We start from the raw sequence: 16,593 nt of genomic DNA, 5'->3' as shown, positions 1-16,593 counted from the left end.
TAGTAGCAAGTCATAAATGGAAGTACTAAGGGCTAATAAATGGAAATTAAGGTAGCTGAATATAAAGATTATGAGCGGATTGCCCAATTACACGCGGATAGCTGGAAGCTATATTACCGTGGCATTCTTGCTGATGATTACTTAGAAAATGATGTTTTGGAGGACAGATCTGTTATTTGGCAGACTCGTTTGATTAATCCTCCTTTCAACCAACATGTTTTATTGCTTGAAGAAGGTGGTTTACTGGTTGGTTTCGTCTGCGCGTTTGGTAATCACAACTTTGAGCGTGGCACGTTCATTGATGCGTTACACGTAGACAATAATTATCGCGGTCGAGGTGTAGGTAAGCGTCTGTTGTCTGAATTATCGAAGTGGTTGCAGCAATACTATTCGGACTCAGGGCTCTACCTAGAGGTGATGTCTGAGAACCACCAAGCGATTGCTTTTTATGAAGCGATTGGTGGTAAAGAAGAACTCGAGCAAGTTTGGAATGCGCCATGCGGCAGCCAAGTGAACGAGAAAGTGATTTCTTGGAACTCTCCCGTTGAACTTGAACAGAAAACAGCAAGCGTCGTGTATTCTTAGTCGATTCATGTGAGTACTGTTTATTTGCTGAGTAGCAGGTTCTTAACGGTTCTTAACGAAGCTATTTTAAAGCAGAAGAACAAAGACAAAAGCCCTGAGCATTAAGTTGCTCGGGGCTTTTTTGATTGGATCTGTGGTCGTTTTAATGATTCGCAAAGGCGCGTGAAATATTGGCCGACTAATCACACCATGTAATCTTATTCCTACCGTCTTTCTTCGAAATGTAGAGTGCTTGGTCGGCGTCGTCGATAAGTTGCTCAACAGAACCAAGGGCCTGAGGTGCATGTTTAACACCGATTGAAATCGTTACTTCTAACCTAAGGCGAGCAGGGGATTCTAAAAGGGAATTAACGAGCGATTCAATTGACGCCTTAGTTTCTCCTTGGACCATCACCAAAAACTCTTCACCGCCGTATCGAAAGCAGTTACTGCTGGTCGGTAGTCGTTTTTGAATCTCATCGGCCAGTTCTTTGATCACCATATCGCCCATTTGATGGCCGTAGGTGTCGTTAATCGATTTGAAATGATCAATATCTATCATGATCGATGTTATGGATCGCTGACGGTCTATGCTCGGTTCTATCACCTGATGAAGATAAAGGCGGTTGTAGCAGCCCGTTAGTGCGTCTTGATAGGAAAGGGCCTCGAACATATTGGATTGCTTGCGAAGCTGAATCGCTTGTTTGCGGAGTTGCTCGGATTGAGCGAAACGCTTGTGTACTTCCAAGTCACGTCTTATACAGGCCGCCGAGATGAGGATGTAAGCCGAAATATAAACGGAAATTGTTTCAATTTCATTCTTTGGCTCTGCTTCGTAAAGCAATGGTGCAAGGCCGATGAGATAAGCCAAAAAGATAAACGACAGCGTAGAGATACTGTATTTGGCTGACAGTCGTGAAAACGTACCAATGTAGATCATGACGAGAATGACGCCACCTTGGTAATCGAAGTTGTTTAACTCAATCGCAAGCCGACCGACATAGACCAAAAAAAGTGAGCTAATTACAAGAAAGGCACTTTCTACTGGTTCTAAAACGTTGGGTTTGCTGGTGATGCAATATCTGGCAGCTGTCACCATCAATAGAAAAAGTATGACTCGGAAAATGATAGGTGTAAGGCTCTCACTACCAAAGTGGATGTAGTCAGTGATGATGAATGCACAGAATATTGAGATCGGGATGTAGATGAAATTTATGTACGGCAAATAAATTTCATTATCGAAATAGGTTTTAAATCTTTGATTCTTGAACCCAGAATAGGAGCGCATTGAGAAATTAGCCGAGATTGATACACAATAATTTGCGTAGTATGTCACAGTGTTTGGGATTGTAAACGACCGTTTCTATAGATTTGTCAGTATGTTAGCTAGATCAACAAACGGTAGCAGGCAATATTCACGCTCTATTATCGATAGAACGTGAATATTTAGAGGCTGGTGTAAGAGTGGTAAACAGAAACTAAAGCAGATTATAAAAACTAATCGCTATTAACGCTTGTTCTTCAAGTAACGTTTACGACGCTCTTCTTTTTTCTTAATTTGTTGTTCGGCTTTCAGCGCAGCCGCTTCTTCAACTTCGATCAGCTCTTGTGTGATCATTTCTGGCAACTCAAGCGTTACCTTACCTAAAGTGCCATTACGCAATTCGTGAAGCAGGATTTCTGAACATTTGTGAATGTCGATATGTCCACCGGCACGAAGTGCACCACGCTTACGACCAATCGCTTCCATCAATTCGATGTCAGACTCTGGCAGCTCTTCAATTTGGTAACGCTCTTGCAAAAGGTTAGGGTACTGCTTTGCTAGGTATTCTACTGTGTAGAATGCCACTTCATCGTATTCCATTGCTGTATCTTTTACAGCACCTGTTGCAGCCAAGCGGAAGCCACTGTGTGGGTTTTCTACTTTAGGCCAAAGGATTCCCGGAGTGTCTGAAAGGATTACGCCATTTTGCAGATTGATACGTTGTTGACGACGAGTTACCGCAGGTTGGTTACCCGTTACCGCAATCGTACGTCCAGCCAAGCAGTTGATAATGGTCGATTTACCCACGTTCGGGATGCCCATGATCATTGTACGAATGTTCTTGCCCATCTGTTCACGGTGCGGCGCCAGTTTACGTACTAGCTCCATAACGTGGTTCACTTCTTCTTTTACGCTAGTCGTAATCGCAATCGCTTTAACGCCTTGCTCTTTCTCGAAGTGCTCAATCCAACGTTGAGTCAGTTCAGGATCTGCAAGGTCACGCTTGTTCAACACTTTTACACAAGGCTTATCGCCGCGCAGTGAGGAGATCATTGGGTTTTCACTACTGAACGGGATACGAGCGTCCAGTACTTCGATGATCACATCAACTTGTGGGATAACTTCTTCGATTTCTTTGCGGGCTTTATGCATGTGACCCGGAAACCATTGAATAGACATAGAGATAAACCTTGATAAATATATTTGCTGCACATTGTAAGGGTTGGATGATACGTGTAAAGGTATATCTATCCCGACCTTCAATGAGCTCAGTGAGTTTGCTTGAAGTATAGGCGACTTGGTGATGATTATTTAACTGATGTTTGAGCTAATGTAGGTTGGAGCCGTTAATCTTGTGAAGCGTAAAAAGCCGCTATGTCTCTCAAGTCTTGATCATTGAGCTTACTCAGTTGTGCTCGCATCATATCCGCGTAGTCACCTTGTCTATCTCCATTTTGATAAGCTTTCATTGTATTAAAGAGATAGGTTGGATCTTGTCCAGAAAGCTTGGGATAGGAGTTATCAGTCGGCGGGCTGGTGGGGTTATGACAAAAAACGCAGCTTGGTGATTTGACCTTACCTAGTTCAGGGTCGCCAAAATCAGAGGCATGAAGGCTAGAGGATAGCGCTAGTAATATTAGAGCGAAGGATGGGTTATGCACGTTTTTACTCCGGTAAAAACATGATTATAAAGCTTCCCCTAAGAGGAAGCTCAAGTTCTATTTGTTCTAGGTGAACATTTAGTATGGCTTAAAGCGCATTTTCCAACTTAGTTAGGAAAGTCGTGTGCACATGGGAGCTGCTAAGCTTTTTGAAAAGCCGTGAGTCATAGAGTCGAAATGTGTCGTGAGGATTAAGTTTTTATAATGCGCAGTTGTTGGATCTCAGGGCAGAAACTTGTTAAGGGGGAACTTGCACCAAGCTTTGAAAGGAAACTTTCGTCAACTGTTATCGAGCCTGATGGTGACTCTAATTTACTTTTATATTTGGATTGTAGTTATACTTTGAGCTTTATATCAGGTTGTATAATAGTCTCTAAGCTATTGATAAAATATGCTTTTCTTATTGCTTCTTTACGGTTTGTTACATTTATTTTTCTATATATATTGTATACGTGTGTCTTTACCGTACTTTCTGAAATAAATAGTTCGTTTGAAATTTCTAAATTTGAATCTCCTCTAATCACGCGCTTGAATATTTGAACCTCTCTTTTCGTTAGGCTAGATAGTATTACTTTCGACTTGAAAGTGTAATCGTGTCTATTAGATAGAATATGTGACATTAACTTTCTCGGTAGCCACAAATCGTCGTCACACACTGTTTTTAAACAACGGGTAAGGTGATCAATAGGAGCGTCCTGATAGATGATTCCTTTTATATTAAACAAGTTGAATAATTGCATTACGGTAATACTCTGTCCGGTAATGTCAGAAGGAACATCGTAGACTACCCATTTATTTGATTCTATTTTTGATAAAATGATGTTGATATCTTCGATATTTGCTAATAGTAAGTAGCTAATAAGGATGACATCGAAAGTCTTACGGTTACACGAGCGCCCAATGCTTGTCATACATTCTCTGCTAAAAGAAAAATCACTGTATTTTTCTATTTCGCGCTGAATAAACTGGTTGTTAATACCGTTGTCACCAATTAGGAGCATGTGCTTTAAATTATTTCTATGCATAACTTATCCCGAGCCTGGTAAATCAAGTTTTGATTCTATGACGTTGTGTTTTATAAAATTGAGCTCTGCGGCTTAGTTTTTACATAATTGCATAATTATGGTTGCTGTGAAAGTCGAGGTTCAATAGAAATTTGTAATGTATCGTCATATTTCCCTCCTGGTTTGTTCTCTGTTTCACCAATGACAAAATTCAAAGGAATAGGTTGACCAATCGTTGCGGAAAGACGTTGAATTCGCGCATCCAGTTGCTCAAGGTTTATTCTGTCGCTATCGAGGGAAAGTTGGTATGGAATATCCCACTTAGTCTCATTAGATTCATGACGTAGCATTCCTTGATGGGATGATTCGAATACGATGGTATAAGCTGTATTGCTTTGAACCCATAGGTTAGGTGCAGAGCGAATAATCTTGTTTGAATATAATGTCCCTAGATCAAGGTCATAATGTTGTTGGGTTAATCCATAAAAATGAACTTTCGCAGCAGGCGGAACGTTAACCGATACCGGGATGGAGCTAGGGCTAATTTCTACTTGTTTACTCTCAGAGGTATAAGAAGGCGAAACTTCTAAAAGCCCCCGATAGGTTCCTGACGCTAACCATTGCTTGCTCGGAAATCGCATTTGTATCGTTGCTGAAGGGTGGCTATCGGTTAATGATAAGTGCCATTGATTAGCCACCGGCATGCCAATCTGCCCTGACCACTCAAAGTTGAGCTTGTCTTGATTCGACCCTTTTAACGAGCGACTGGTATCGTTAAGCTGCAAAATTAAGCTTAACTCGCATGGTTCGCCAATTATGTTCGCATCTATTCGGTAAGTGTTAATTGTTGCGAACGTGCCTGCGCTGAAAACATCATATTGCGATTTAGATGAGACGGGCTGAATAGTCAACGCATTAGCTTCACACGGAAATGCATAAGGCAGATGGTTTATGGCGATAAGGAACAAGGATCCCAAAAGTACTTGTTTATTCAACATATACATCTCCTAGTCTTATCAAATTGTCACTGCGTTCACTGAGGGAAATGATGACTGACTCTTGTTCTTTAGTGTCTAGTACCAATTGATATTTCCCCGGTTTTAAACCTGAGATAGCGAATATACCGTTACGATTGGTAAAGAAGTCAATTGGCAACTGTTTTGCCTCACCAAGGTAATGTGCTACACCAGCGACAAGTGAAATAGGGTTGTTACTTTGACGATCGAATAGCTTGCCAATAACGGTTAATACAGCGTCAGATCCAATCTGAAGTTGGAAGCCCCGTTTATAACCCGGCTTAATCCAAAATGCGCCGTCACCTAAGTCATACCCTGGCGGCAAGTTATCAACCTCGTAACTGATTACTTGGCCATTGTAAGCAACAAGGTCTGGGACCATAGCACTTGCATCGCCTTTAAGATAAACGCGTGCGTGCTTACCGTCTTTTGTAGGATCGATAGCCACGTCATTCTCTTTCAGACTCTTATGTTTGGTGACAATCGCAAATGCTTCGCGTACTGGTCTGCCGAGTGCCACAGATGAACCTGCAAAAGCAAGTGCGCTACTAATAGTTACGTCGGTACTGTGGCTTCGTGTTTCACCGCTAATTTCTTCAAGCCGAGAAGCGTGGGTCGCATTCAATTCATAACGGTTTGCCGTATAGTTGATCCCGGCATCCATATCGGCATCCGTCTCTTCGTTAGTAATAACACTCGCAAACGCCGACACACCTCCTGTGTTACCAATATTATTCTGATAGCTGTAATCTAAGGCGGCTTCATTGAGCTCTGTGGTGTAACGACCGACAACACGAGTTTGTCGACTCAGGGGCCAGCTTATGGTGACAGTCGTGCTGATGTCATCGTCTTCGCTTGCGTTATGCCGATAGTTAACGCGTGCACTCCAGGTAGCGGGAGTATCAAACAGTCCGTCCGATAAACTCGGGCTAATCAGCCAATAATCGTTCTCTTTGTCTATTCCTGATCTGTAATTGAGGGTCATGGCGGCACGTAAAGACTGACCAAGATAAATGGAGCTGAATGCAGACACATAATGAGTGGTCAAGTTGATATCGATATCGGAAGCATCAACCCCTGAGACCCCAGTAAAATTGTTGGCCAGATATTCATAGCTAAAACTCAGTTGTGGAGACAGCGTGTTCGTATTGGAAAACTCCGCATCGAACGCAAATTTGTAAGCGTCGCCAGCTCCAAATGTAGGGTGTACGCTACGAGAGGCAGTGAGTTCAGTCACGCCCCATGTAGAAGCGAGTAACGCGGTGGCACCATATTGATAAAGATCTTCACGGGTTTGAAAGTTCGTACCCAGCGTTAACCAAGGGCTAATACCCACATCAATATAACCATGGAAAATACGCTCGTCGGTTAGGTACTCTAGTTGTCCATTTTGTAATTCAGAAGGCGCTCCATACATGATGCTATATTCAAACTCACCGTTATTGAGCAAGTCGTTACCGGTTGCAATAGAAAACTCGATACGCTCTTCATTCCCGGAGCGGTCGGTGATGACGAGTACAATATCATTGCTACCTTGCGCCAGGGGGATATCACTAAGGTTATAGCTACCAGCGCCTAGGGTTAATCGTTGGACTGCGATCCCATCTATATAGACATCGACATTTGAAGCCCTTTGAAGGGTGAATGATTGATTGGCTCGTGGTCGCGCATTTCTGGTCGGAATGAGTGTGAAATCTCGCGTTAACCCAATACCAAGTATGTCGGTACTGTCCTGAAAAGCTTGACCACTGTTGTACATATCGCCGAGGACAAGTCGTGTGCCTTGTTCTGCAAAGTCAATATTAAGACGAGTTCCTTCTCTTACGTATCGCGAATCTTGTGATGAGCTGTTTTCTAAATAGGATTCGTACTCAAAGTTTAGAAAACCAATGTTAAGTGCTGAGTCGAATTGACCGCGATAGAGATCTTGCCTTGACGAATTTTGATCCACATATTGGGTCTCATTGGCTGAAAGAGCAAAGTTAACGTATCCACTTAATAAAGTTGGTTCGGCATAGTTATAAAAATCATCTGCGCCGTTCATAGAAAGTTGTTGGGTTAAGCTAAATTCAGGCGGTACTGTCACGATGCATTCTAATGACGAGAAATCGAAACTCAGATTTAATCCTACGCTCTCAAAATGATGCTGAGACAGCATCTCATCGTCTGTCGTGTCATTGAGTTTCCGAATACCTTCTTGAGTTACGACGGAAGAAAGGAGAGAAAGCGTACTTTCTTTCGGTAACAAGATCTCGTTGTTTGCGGTAATGATAATGTCCGCTTCCCCCAGTATGGTGTCACTTATCCTTAGCAAAGAGGTAAGTTGAATATCTCGCCCTGTTGGATTCAAGACCATTTCCTGGCCCCAAGCTGCAGGGCTTAAGGCGGCACAATAAAAAAGTACTAATCCCAAGACATACAAAACTTGCCACATCTTGTGATGGGTTTCAGTTTTCATGCCCATGGTATGTGCCCATTGGTAAGTAATTTAAAGAAGAGGGCAAAGTAATAGTGGAGCGTGGTGGAATAAACTGCTCACCTAAAGCCGCATGTACTTTTTGGCTCTGAGATTCGAGCCCCGCAAAATGAAGTAACGATGTATAGGTAAATCGTGACCCTGAATTAGTAAGTGTTAGTTTGCCTTGTTCATCTACGTGCAATTTCACGTCAGGTTCTAACGAGGATGAGTGAATGTGCAACAACGCATTGTAGTGAACTTGTAAATTGATACCGGTTGCTAAACCGATGGGTTTATCTATTCTCGCGTTGTTCTGGCCAATATTTACGGTACTGAAACGAATAAAATAACTCTGAGAGGTTTCGAGTTTTCTGTTTCCCAACCATTGTATACGGAATACTTGACGTTCTCCGGGGGCTAACATCGCGGCTGGTGGAAACACAAACATCTCTTCACTCGCTAGATCATATGTCTCGAACGTGCCATCTGATAAGAAGTTCAAACGACGAACGTTAGCTTCAAGTGGGAGAGCTTGTGTTGAGTTGTTAGTCACAACCAGTTGAGATGCTGCCCGGTGATCGGTGTTGAGCTCGATGACGGTTGGAAACAGTGTTATGCCAAACGCTTGTGCACACAGAAAGCAAGAAATGAGCGCTCCCCAAATATAACGTCTCATTACTATTGATCCTGCTCTATTTCAATCGATAGGGTGTTCACGTCATAATTTTTAAGAGGCTGCATTTCGAAAAAGCGAGTGGAGTAGGGAAGGACCAAAGTACCCGGAATACGTTTAGCGATTTCTACGCCTTTTAAATATGTTGAATTTCTACCATCAGATATCTTCCATGTTGTATTGGTTAATCGACCATAACTATTACCACTGTTAAGTACTTCAAGAACCCATTTGTTCTTTTTGTCATTTTGCTCGATGCTTTTAATTTCTAACTGGGAAGTTGTGTTCTGAGGTCGCACGTTGATAAGCGTATTAAACTGAAGTAAAAGACTTACTTGCCCTTGATTACTGCTTGCTCTTTGAACTTTTACTTGCTTAACAGCAATGCGATACGCCATAGATTCTGTGATTGAAGGATCGCCCAAATACCGCACCATAATGGATTGCGATCGTCCAGGTTCTATTATTGCGGTCACTGGAATCACTAGTAACTCGTCATCCGCAGGAGTGGTGGTCTCTTTGCCATATTTGTCCATTGTCATGTAGACCGGAGAAAGCTCAACCGTGAGTGGTTCTTGAGATGAGTTCTCAACCCTCATGGTCATTTGAGCTCTTTTGCCAAGCGGTGTCATTTCCATAGACATCGGTTCTACTTTGAACGCATGAGCGGACAAACAAGTGAATGACAATAGGAAAAGAACGATCCATTTATGCATGGTCCATTTATACATAGCGAAGAGCTCCAAATTAAACTTATGTCGTTGAGACTGAGACTGAGACTGAGATTAAGTCGGAGGCTAAACAAAAGCCCCCGACTTGTTAGCCTCTAATTCGAGGTGATATTTACGGTCAATGTATCTGAGTAACCACCTGCCCATGGGGAGGTTTCTGTCGTTACAATATCAATGGATGCAGTAACACCTGTCGCTAATGCGCCAGAACCGGCATAAGAATTACTGACTGAAACGTCATTTAGACCTGGGCCTCCTGGTGCATTAAGCGTGAAAGGAGCTAAGCCTGACGGGTTGAATGTTGCATCATATGTAAGAGCGTAGTCTTCGCTATCGTCTGACTCTAGACCACCTTCAGCACTTGTTAGTGTCACCGTTGCACCATCGACGTCATTACACTTCATGTTAAGGCCACTAACAGAAAGGTTTTGAATTTGAGATACGTTACCAAAGTCCATCAATTGTGTTGAAAGACCAGTAACCTCACATACAGGTGAAACAAATCCAACTAACTGGACATCACCAGGAGCGGCTTGGACTTGAGCACCAAAAATAGCTGTGACTGTTGCTGCATAGAGTGTTAGCTTTTTCATTAGAAATTCCTTTATCTTAAATGATTGGCTCGAATACTGCTGAGCGTATGTTGTTCTGCAGATACATTGCAGAGTTTTCACTTTGTCACGCTATGAATCGAAGGGTAAACTTCGATCTCAATAACGTCTTGATAATAACCTGCGAAACGCAAGCTATTTTCGAGTGCTACCCCAAGACTCCCATGTTTAGAGAACGGAATAACACCAGAACTGTCTATCATTACTGGTGAAGTAAGTTGACTGCTGTGCCTACTTTCATAAAGACGAATTTCGTCTATTTGTAATGACAAATTGTAACTCTCAATAATATCAACCCCTTGATGTTGATATTTTAAGCCTCCATATTTTGAGTTGATCGTTATACCCAACGGACGGTTACAATAGATATTAAAAGGCAACGATTGCACATCACGGTGTTCCGTAAAATTCATAATGTTGCCAGAAAAAAAGTTTATTTCGCATCGATCCTTGATCTGACCGCTAATTCCTAACGTTAAGCTGTTAGCACTGACATAGAATGAAAGCGATAGACTAAAGATTAATACGGATTCGGTGAAGGTATTAAGGCTCCTAAATACTCTGACCATAATTTTACCCCCCCCCAACGATTGAATGTAACTTGTTGCTTAACTTTGAAAACTATATGTGCTTTAAAAAATGGTGAAGTAGTAAAAAAAGTTTATTATTTAAGAGAAGTATGAGTTTTAGTATGATTTTAACCTGAGGAGTAGAGGCTTAAGAATTAGATAATAATATAATATTCAATTAGATAGGTTATTTTCGTTAAAGGTTCTGGATGATGAAGGCTTTTTATTTAATTGATAAAAATAGGGTTATGGTCTACCGATGATGATTTGTATCGAATTTTCCGATGAGCCACTGTTTTTTGTGTCTTAAAATTGACAGTATTGTTAAGAAAATAAGGATTTGATAATTTAATTTTAAAGATGAATGTAGTAATTAAGATTTTTATTATCGGAGAGTGTTTGCCTAGGCTGGTGGGAATTTATCAATTAAAATTAGGTGTTTACAGAAAAATATTTAGGAATGATGTAATCTGTTTTTAATTACCGTATGTGTCTTGATCGAAAAATAAACTTTTGGCGCTGAATTATTTACCTTGACCGACCATTCTATGTTCTACGTCACTAATACAAGTTAAACTTAAGCGATAACAGAATGCTGAAATATGGGGGATGATTCTTAGAAGGTATTCACATAGGCCAAAACGAGATCGCGTTCTGTTCCAGTCAATTTAGTGTGCTTATTAGAAAACTAGTCTGTATCGAGAAGATGATTTACTGTGGAATTGTTGAATGAATTTTTTGAAAGACTAAAGCTTCTCACAGGAAGCTTTAGTCTTAATTACGGTAGAGGCTAATCTCGTTAAAAGAGTTAAAGCGCATTTTCCAACTTAGTTAGGAAAGTAGCGATGTCTTCTGAACTGATATCTCTATGAGTAACAAATCGAACAGGATTCCCAGGCGACATCGTAATGCCTTGTTCACCTAGATCGCGAGCGATTCGGTTGATATCTACAGATTCATCTAACTTAGCAAATACAATGTTAGTTTGAATGAAATCAGGGTTAACCGAAAAACCTTCTAGCTTGCTTAAACCAATCGCTAGATTTTTTGCGTTCTCGTGGTCTGCTTTAAGTTGGGTGACGTTCTCTGTTAGAGCCATCTTACCCGCAGCGGCAAGAATACCTGCTTGGCGCATACCGCCGCCGACCATTTTACGCAGTCGACGTGCTTTGGCGATGTATTCTTTGTTGCCAAGAAGTAGTGAACCGATTGGAGCGCCTAAACCTTTTGATAAGCAAATCGTCATAGAGTCGAAATGTTGTGCGATCTCTTTGATGTGCACGTCTAACGCCACGGCTGCGTTATAGACGCGAGCGCCATCTAGGTGCATTTGTAAGCCGTGTTGGTTTACGAACTCACGCGCTTCTGCTAGGTAAGACATTGGCAGCACTTTACCATTGATCGTATTTTCTAAACTAAGAAGCTTAGTACGAGCAAAGTGGCTGTCATCGGGCTTAATTGCAGCTGCTAGCTTTTTAAAGTCTAAAGTACCGTCTGGGTTGTTCTCGATTGGTTGAGGTTGGATAGAACCAAGGACCGCAGCGCCGCCAGCTTCGTACTTATAGTTGTGCGCTTGTTGGCCGCAAAGGTACTCATCACCACGCTCACAATGCGCCATTAAGCCAAGAAGGTTGGCTTGTGTACCTGAAGAGGTAAACATTGCCGCTTCAAAGCCCGTCTCATTTGCTGTCCACTGTTCTAGTTCATTGACGGTTGGGTCATCGCCATAAACATCATCGCCCACTTCTGCGTTTGCCATTGCGTCACGCATAGCTTGCGAAGGTTTAGTTACGGTATCAGAACGAAAGTCCATGTTTCTCTCCTAGAGTACTTTAGGTAGCCATATAATTGGCTATAGGTGGCCACATAGTTGGGCTTTGCTTAAACAAGCGATAGTTTTGGTATCAGTGATTTGATCGTGTCGTATTTTATCTTGCAGTTCTTCTAAACTCAGTTCGATCACTTCTATTACTTCATCTTCATCGCATTCAAAGCGGGTAGTGAGGCTTAAGTCTTTTGCGACAAACAGATGTTGTATCTCATCACAGAATCCAGCCAAAGGGGTGACTTGTCCCAAGCTTTGAAAAGAAGTAGCACTGTAACCTGTTTCTTCTTCCAGTTCGCGCTGGGCACATTGAAGAGGTGTCTCACCTATTTCCATCGTGCCTGCGGGTAATTCCAAAAGCCATTTCTTAAGAGAAGGGCGAAACTGGTTTATGAGGATGATTTTTCCAGACGAAGTGATAGGAAGAATAACTGCCGCGCCAGGGTGATTGATTGTTGTATGTTTTACCACGACGTTCGTAGGGAGCGTCACGTTCTCTTCTATGAGAGAAATACTTTTCCATTTATGGATAACTTTACTCATGCAGTCTGGCCACATTCCTTGCCAATTTTTCGTATAACGGAAGACGTGCACCACCATAACGTCTATGGTGTCGAAAATAAAAGAAAAATTAGGTTTCGCAATAGATTTAGTTTCACGCCGTTCGTGATGTTACTCTCATAATTGGAATCTATGATTGCACCAAAATTACCGACGTAACCATCTGATATAAATGCAACTCAATAATAAAATACACTTGTAACAAAGTGCTAACAAATGTATAAAAACAATTCTACACTCTCAACTGTTCAAAGATTTTCGGAGTAACGCATGAACCCTTCTATTTCTTCACATGCTGACAAGGCGCTACTCTCTGAAAGAATCAATAAATTAGCGCATGCTCTCTCTGATGGTGTCTACGAAAGAGAAGACACAATTAAGCTTTGTTTACTGGCTGCTTTGGCTGGTGAAAGCGTGTTTCTATTAGGCCCTCCGGGCATCGCAAAAAGCCTTATCGCGAAACGTCTCATTCAGGCTTTTGATAACAGCAGCTATTTCGAATATTTGATGACTCGTTTCTCTACTCCCGAGGAAGTCTTCGGCCCACTAAGTATCCAAGAATTAAAAGATAACGGTCGTTACGTAAGACTAACCGAAGGCTACCTACCAACTGCACAAGTTGTATTTCTCGATGAGATCTGGAAAGCCGGCCCTGCAATCCTAAACACGCTACTTACTGTCGTTAACGAAAAGACTTTCAAAAACGGCAGTGATATTGAGCGTGTACCGATGCGTCTACTCGTGTCGGCATCCAACGAACTTCCAGATGAAGACAGCGGCTTGGAAGCACTTTACGACCGTATGTTGGTACGCGTGTTCGTAAACCGTATTCAAAACAAACAAAACTTCAAATCGATGCTGACAACGGGTACTTCTCAAGAAGCGGTAATTCCCAAAGGTTTGGCGATTACGGATATTGAATACCATCAATGGCAGAAAGAGCTCGATAAGCTCGAACTGACGGACAATTCGTTTGATAAGTTGTTTGAACTGAAAACCATGCTTGAAGAGACGGTTAAGAAGCAAGGCTCTGCGTCAGAGTCAGAATTGTATGTATCAGATAGACGCTGGAAGAAGGCCGTTAAACTATTGAAAGCGAGTGCGTTCTTCAGTGGTCGCGATAGCGTGAACCCGTTGGATATCATGCTTCTGCAAGATTGTTTGTGGCATAGCCCAGAGTCACGTGATGTGGTTCGTAGCGTGGTGAAAGACTTTGCATTGAACCGAGCGTTTGATCAACAAGAGTCAAAAGCGCAAATTGAAATGTCTCGTGAAGAGCTAGAAGAGATTCAAGACGATGTTGAATCAACGTTGTCTGTGTCGCTTTCTATGGAGTCAACCAGTGGCTTGTTGCGTAAAGACGTTTACCAGAATGACATCAAGAACGCGAAAATGTACAGCGTGGGTAGTGCTTACAATCTAGTGAAACTGGTTATGCTGCAAAGCAACATGTCGGTGTCTGAATCTGAGAAAGGCGATAGCCGTTGGGTATACGTAGCCAAAGATGATTTTGATCGTGTTCTTAAAGAAGGTCACGGTGATATTTACGGTTACGTAAACGAAAATAAAAATCTATGCCGTTTAAAACTCGACTTGGATGCATCAAACCAATTAGTGATTAAAGACATCGCCAATCGCTCTGTATTGGTGAGTGTGGTTACTACTGACGGTCTAGACCAAGAACTGTACAACAAGTGGTTGAGTGGCGCTGAGAAAGCCTTAGAACAGTTAACTGAAGCTGAATTCAAGTTAAAACGCGTTCGTACTGAATTCCATGATGCGCTTCCTCATAACTATATTGATCCTGATTTACCGAAAGCGATGGAAGCAAGTTTGCAATCGGTAACGCAAGATCTTGAAACAACGAAAGTGAAGAGTGCCAAGATCGCTCAGCGTATTAAGTTTATGAGCCAGTACTTCGAGTAAGAGGAGAGCATATGTTAGGAGCAGACGGCTTAAACCTCGCTTTGATGGTGGCTGATTCAGGAATCATTGATACCGCGATGAATGATCTCATCGCTCGTTCTCAAGTCATGATGGCTGCAGAGAACAAAGGCGTGAAAACCTCAGTGAAAAACCACTTAGTCAAATGGCGCGGTAAAGTAAAAAAACGCGTCACCAAGGTGTGTGAAACTGATCGATTCCAAGAGGAAATCGCCCTTTATCAAGAAGTGATTTACTGGGATGAACCTCAGTTCTTTGATGAGATTGACAGCGTTATCAAAAAGCTGGAGTGGCACTCAGCGTTTTATCTACAAGCTCGACGCCTTATGGAGAACAACAAGGGCGTTTATAACGCGATGTTTCCACACTACTTTTGTGACCAATGGTACCAATCACTTTCTGATGCGATTAAGCAAGCTCAAGTAACTGAACTTGAAACGAGCAAAGAAAAAGTCTTAGCCGATCTTTATCAGCGCATGGAAACCATGAAAAACATGGACAAAGTGACAGAGTCGGGTGATGAAGGCAGTGTAGGGCGCTTGTGGGACATGGCATCTGCCAAGTTAAGCAAAACAGATCTTACCATCATGAAGCGTCATGCTGAGTTCTTGAATAAGCACAAGGGCTTGCAAGAGATCGCTGAAAAGCTAGGCCGTATGGCAGGTGAGGAAGATGACCCTTCGCTATACAAAGCCCCTGTAGAAGAATTGCAGATGGTTGAAGAGAAAAGTGATGAAGCCGTCGATGATATTGTAGGGATTCATGAAAGTGATGACCTGAACAAAATGCTGCCAAACGAAACCATGTTCCTAGCTTATCCTGAACTTGAGGTTATCTTTTACAAGCACTTGGCCGACAAGCGCTTACTGAGCTATCGCTCGCAAGGTAAATCACGCACGTTACGCAAAGTGAAAGCGCAAAAACCAGATAGCAAGAACATCGATATTGAAAAGGGTCCGTTTATCGTTTGTGTGGACGCTTCGGGCTCTATGAGTGGCTTCCCCGAGCAGTCAGCTAAAGCTATGGCTTATGCCTTAATGCAAATTGCTCTTGCGGAAGAGAGAGACTGTTACGTGATTCTGTTCTCTTCTGAGCAGATTACCTATGAGTTAACAAGGCAGGATGGCCTACGTGAAGCGAGTGACTTCCTAAGTTACTCATTCCACGGTGGTACGGATTTGGAACCTGTTCTTATGAAGTCGATTGACTTGATGACGGGTGATAAATACAAGAACGCAGATTTGATCGTACTTTCTGACTTTATTGCACCGAAACAATCTGACGAAATGATTGCTCAGGTTGAAAAGTTGAAAGAACACAAAAACCGTTTCCATGCGGTTAGTCTTTCTAAGTATGGTAACCCTCAACTTATGACGATGTTTGACCACTGCTGGGCATATCATCCGAGTCTTGTCGGTCGTTTCATGAAGAAGTGGTAACGCTAGAACATCTTGTTTAACTCCATTTTGCTGTGTGTTTTTTGATTGAAGAGATCGAACATGCAGCAATTTGATTTAAATGTCAGCAAACGGAATTTAAATTCACTTTTTTGTTTGACTATCTCCCCTCAATCCGTAAAGTAGGCACCCGAACACAGCGGTGCGGCTTACTTAAGTCCCTAAAGTGTTGAATTAAAAAGGCGCCTTGGCAGAGTGGCTATGCAGCGGATTGCAAATCCGTGGACCTCGGTTCGACTCCGGGAGGCGCCTCCA

Annotated in this window: 15 protein-coding genes and 1 tRNA gene; 4 read left to right on the top strand and 12 right to left on the bottom strand. The window is 42.2% G+C overall.

What is annotated here, in order from left to right; all coding sequences use genetic code 11:
• The first annotated feature begins 39 nt into the window (after positions 1 to 39).
• Positions 40 to 585 (top strand): GNAT family N-acetyltransferase, encoded by a 546-nt coding sequence (locus MSG34_RS00080; RefSeq protein WP_048613495.1) that lies wholly within the window; start codon positions 40 to 42, stop codon positions 583 to 585.
• 178 nt (positions 586 to 763) lie between these two features.
• On the opposite strand, the gene MSG34_RS00075 is transcribed toward MSG34_RS00080, so the two are convergent.
• The 12 genes from MSG34_RS00075 to MSG34_RS00020 all read right to left on the bottom strand — a co-directional run bounded on the left by MSG34_RS00075 (position 764) and on the right by MSG34_RS00020 (position 12,919).
• Positions 764 to 1,789, bottom strand: coding sequence for a GGDEF domain-containing protein (locus tag MSG34_RS00075; protein ID WP_248335923.1), 1,026 nt, complete (start codon positions 1,787 to 1,789; stop codon positions 764 to 766).
• 282 nt (positions 1,790 to 2,071) lie between these two features.
• Positions 2,072 to 3,007: a ribosome biogenesis GTPase YlqF gene (ylqF, locus tag MSG34_RS00070; protein ID WP_029405588.1), complete on the bottom strand. Its 936-nt coding sequence runs from the start codon at positions 3,005 to 3,007 to the stop codon at positions 2,072 to 2,074.
• Positions 3,008 to 3,174: 167 nt separating this feature from the next.
• On the bottom strand, positions 3,175 to 3,489 hold the full coding sequence (locus MSG34_RS00065; protein WP_248335922.1) for a cytochrome c: 315 nt from the start codon (positions 3,487 to 3,489) through the stop codon (positions 3,175 to 3,177).
• Between the two features lie 335 nt (positions 3,490 to 3,824).
• Positions 3,825 to 4,514 (bottom strand): response regulator transcription factor, encoded by a 690-nt coding sequence (locus MSG34_RS00060; protein ID WP_248335921.1) that lies wholly within the window; start codon positions 4,512 to 4,514, stop codon positions 3,825 to 3,827.
• Between the two features lie 95 nt (positions 4,515 to 4,609).
• The gene (locus MSG34_RS00055) at positions 4,610 to 5,491 is read right to left on the bottom strand and encodes a hypothetical protein (protein ID WP_248335920.1); all 882 of its coding nucleotides are present in this window, start codon (positions 5,489 to 5,491) and stop codon (positions 4,610 to 4,612) included.
• Positions 5,481 to 7,865 carry a fimbria/pilus outer membrane usher protein gene (locus MSG34_RS00050; RefSeq protein ID WP_248336491.1) on the bottom strand — a complete coding sequence of 795 codons (2,385 nt, stop codon included), beginning with the start codon at positions 7,863 to 7,865 and terminating at the stop codon, positions 5,481 to 5,483. The genes MSG34_RS00055 and MSG34_RS00050 overlap by 11 nt, the downstream gene beginning before the upstream one ends.
• Before the next feature lie 91 nt (positions 7,866 to 7,956).
• Positions 7,957 to 8,643 carry a molecular chaperone gene (locus MSG34_RS00045; protein ID WP_248335919.1) on the bottom strand — a complete coding sequence of 229 codons (687 nt, stop codon included), beginning with the start codon at positions 8,641 to 8,643 and terminating at the stop codon, positions 7,957 to 7,959.
• 2 nt (positions 8,644 to 8,645) lie between these two features.
• A complete protein-coding gene (locus tag MSG34_RS00040; protein ID WP_248335918.1) occupies positions 8,646 to 9,371 on the bottom strand; it encodes a molecular chaperone in 726 nt (241 codons plus the stop codon).
• A 95-nt stretch (positions 9,372 to 9,466) separates the two neighbouring features.
• Entirely contained in the window at positions 9,467 to 9,964 is a 498-nt protein-coding gene (locus MSG34_RS00035; RefSeq protein ID WP_048615316.1) for a hypothetical protein, read from the bottom strand.
• 77 nt (positions 9,965 to 10,041) lie between these two features.
• Positions 10,042 to 10,569, bottom strand: coding sequence for a hypothetical protein (locus MSG34_RS00030; protein ID WP_248335917.1), 528 nt, complete (start codon positions 10,567 to 10,569; stop codon positions 10,042 to 10,044).
• Between the two features lie 790 nt (positions 10,570 to 11,359).
• Positions 11,360 to 12,364, bottom strand: coding sequence for a low-specificity L-threonine aldolase (gene ltaE / locus MSG34_RS00025; RefSeq protein WP_048613482.1), 1,005 nt, complete (start codon positions 12,362 to 12,364; stop codon positions 11,360 to 11,362).
• 39 nt (positions 12,365 to 12,403) lie between these two features.
• Positions 12,404 to 12,919, bottom strand: coding sequence for an NUDIX hydrolase (locus tag MSG34_RS00020; RefSeq protein WP_050648378.1), 516 nt, complete (start codon positions 12,917 to 12,919; stop codon positions 12,404 to 12,406).
• A gap of 288 nt (positions 12,920 to 13,207) precedes the next feature.
• Here MSG34_RS00020 and MSG34_RS00015 point away from each other — a divergent pair, with 288 nt between their 5' ends.
• The 3 genes from MSG34_RS00015 (at position 13,208) to MSG34_RS00005 (ending at position 16,593) form a co-directional block, all read left to right on the top strand.
• Positions 13,208 to 14,863 carry an ATPase RavA domain-containing protein gene (locus MSG34_RS00015; protein WP_017067123.1) on the top strand — a complete coding sequence of 552 codons (1,656 nt, stop codon included), beginning with the start codon at positions 13,208 to 13,210 and terminating at the stop codon, positions 14,861 to 14,863.
• An 11-nt stretch (positions 14,864 to 14,874) separates the two neighbouring features.
• On the top strand, positions 14,875 to 16,320 hold the full coding sequence (gene viaA, locus MSG34_RS00010) for an ATPase RavA stimulator ViaA (RefSeq protein WP_248335916.1): 1,446 nt from the start codon (positions 14,875 to 14,877) through the stop codon (positions 16,318 to 16,320).
• 199 nt (positions 16,321 to 16,519) lie between these two features.
• A tRNA-Cys gene (locus MSG34_RS00005) sits at positions 16,520 to 16,593 on the top strand.

Source organism: Vibrio sp. 1CM2L, from assembly GCF_023161695.1.
Taxonomy (GTDB): domain Bacteria; phylum Pseudomonadota; class Gammaproteobacteria; order Enterobacterales; family Vibrionaceae; genus Vibrio; species Vibrio coralliirubri.
Note: the sequence above shows the minus strand (reverse complement) of the source record. Positions and strands in the feature narration are given on the sequence as shown.

Bases quoted from the DNA above. Each gene is read 5' to 3' on its own strand.
- MSG34_RS00080 (WP_048613495.1), top strand. From the start codon at position 40: ATGGAAATTAAGGTAGCTGAATATAAAGATTATGAGCGGATTGCCCAA.
- ylqF (WP_029405588.1), bottom strand. From the start codon at position 3,007: ATGTCTATTCAATGGTTTCCGGGTCACATGCATAAAGCCCGCAAAGAA.
- MSG34_RS00060 (WP_248335921.1), bottom strand. From the start codon at position 4,514: ATGCATAGAAATAATTTAAAGCACATGCTCCTAATTGGTGACAACGGT.
- MSG34_RS00055 (WP_248335920.1), bottom strand. From the start codon at position 5,491: ATGTTGAATAAACAAGTACTTTTGGGATCCTTGTTCCTTATCGCCATA.
- MSG34_RS00050 (WP_248336491.1), bottom strand. From the start codon at position 7,865: ATGGTCTTGAATCCAACAGGGCGAGATATTCAACTTACCTCTTTGCTA.
- MSG34_RS00045 (WP_248335919.1), bottom strand. From the start codon at position 8,643: ATGAGACGTTATATTTGGGGAGCGCTCATTTCTTGCTTTCTGTGTGCA.
- MSG34_RS00040 (WP_248335918.1), bottom strand. From the start codon at position 9,371: ATGTATAAATGGACCATGCATAAATGGATCGTTCTTTTCCTATTGTCA.
- MSG34_RS00035 (WP_048615316.1), bottom strand. From the start codon at position 9,964: ATGAAAAAGCTAACACTCTATGCAGCAACAGTCACAGCTATTTTTGGT.
- ltaE (WP_048613482.1), bottom strand. From the start codon at position 12,364: ATGGACTTTCGTTCTGATACCGTAACTAAACCTTCGCAAGCTATGCGT.
- MSG34_RS00020 (WP_050648378.1), bottom strand. From the start codon at position 12,919: ATGAGTAAAGTTATCCATAAATGGAAAAGTATTTCTCTCATAGAAGAG.
- MSG34_RS00015 (WP_017067123.1), top strand. From the start codon at position 13,208: ATGAACCCTTCTATTTCTTCACATGCTGACAAGGCGCTACTCTCTGAA.
- viaA (WP_248335916.1), top strand. From the start codon at position 14,875: ATGTTAGGAGCAGACGGCTTAAACCTCGCTTTGATGGTGGCTGATTCA.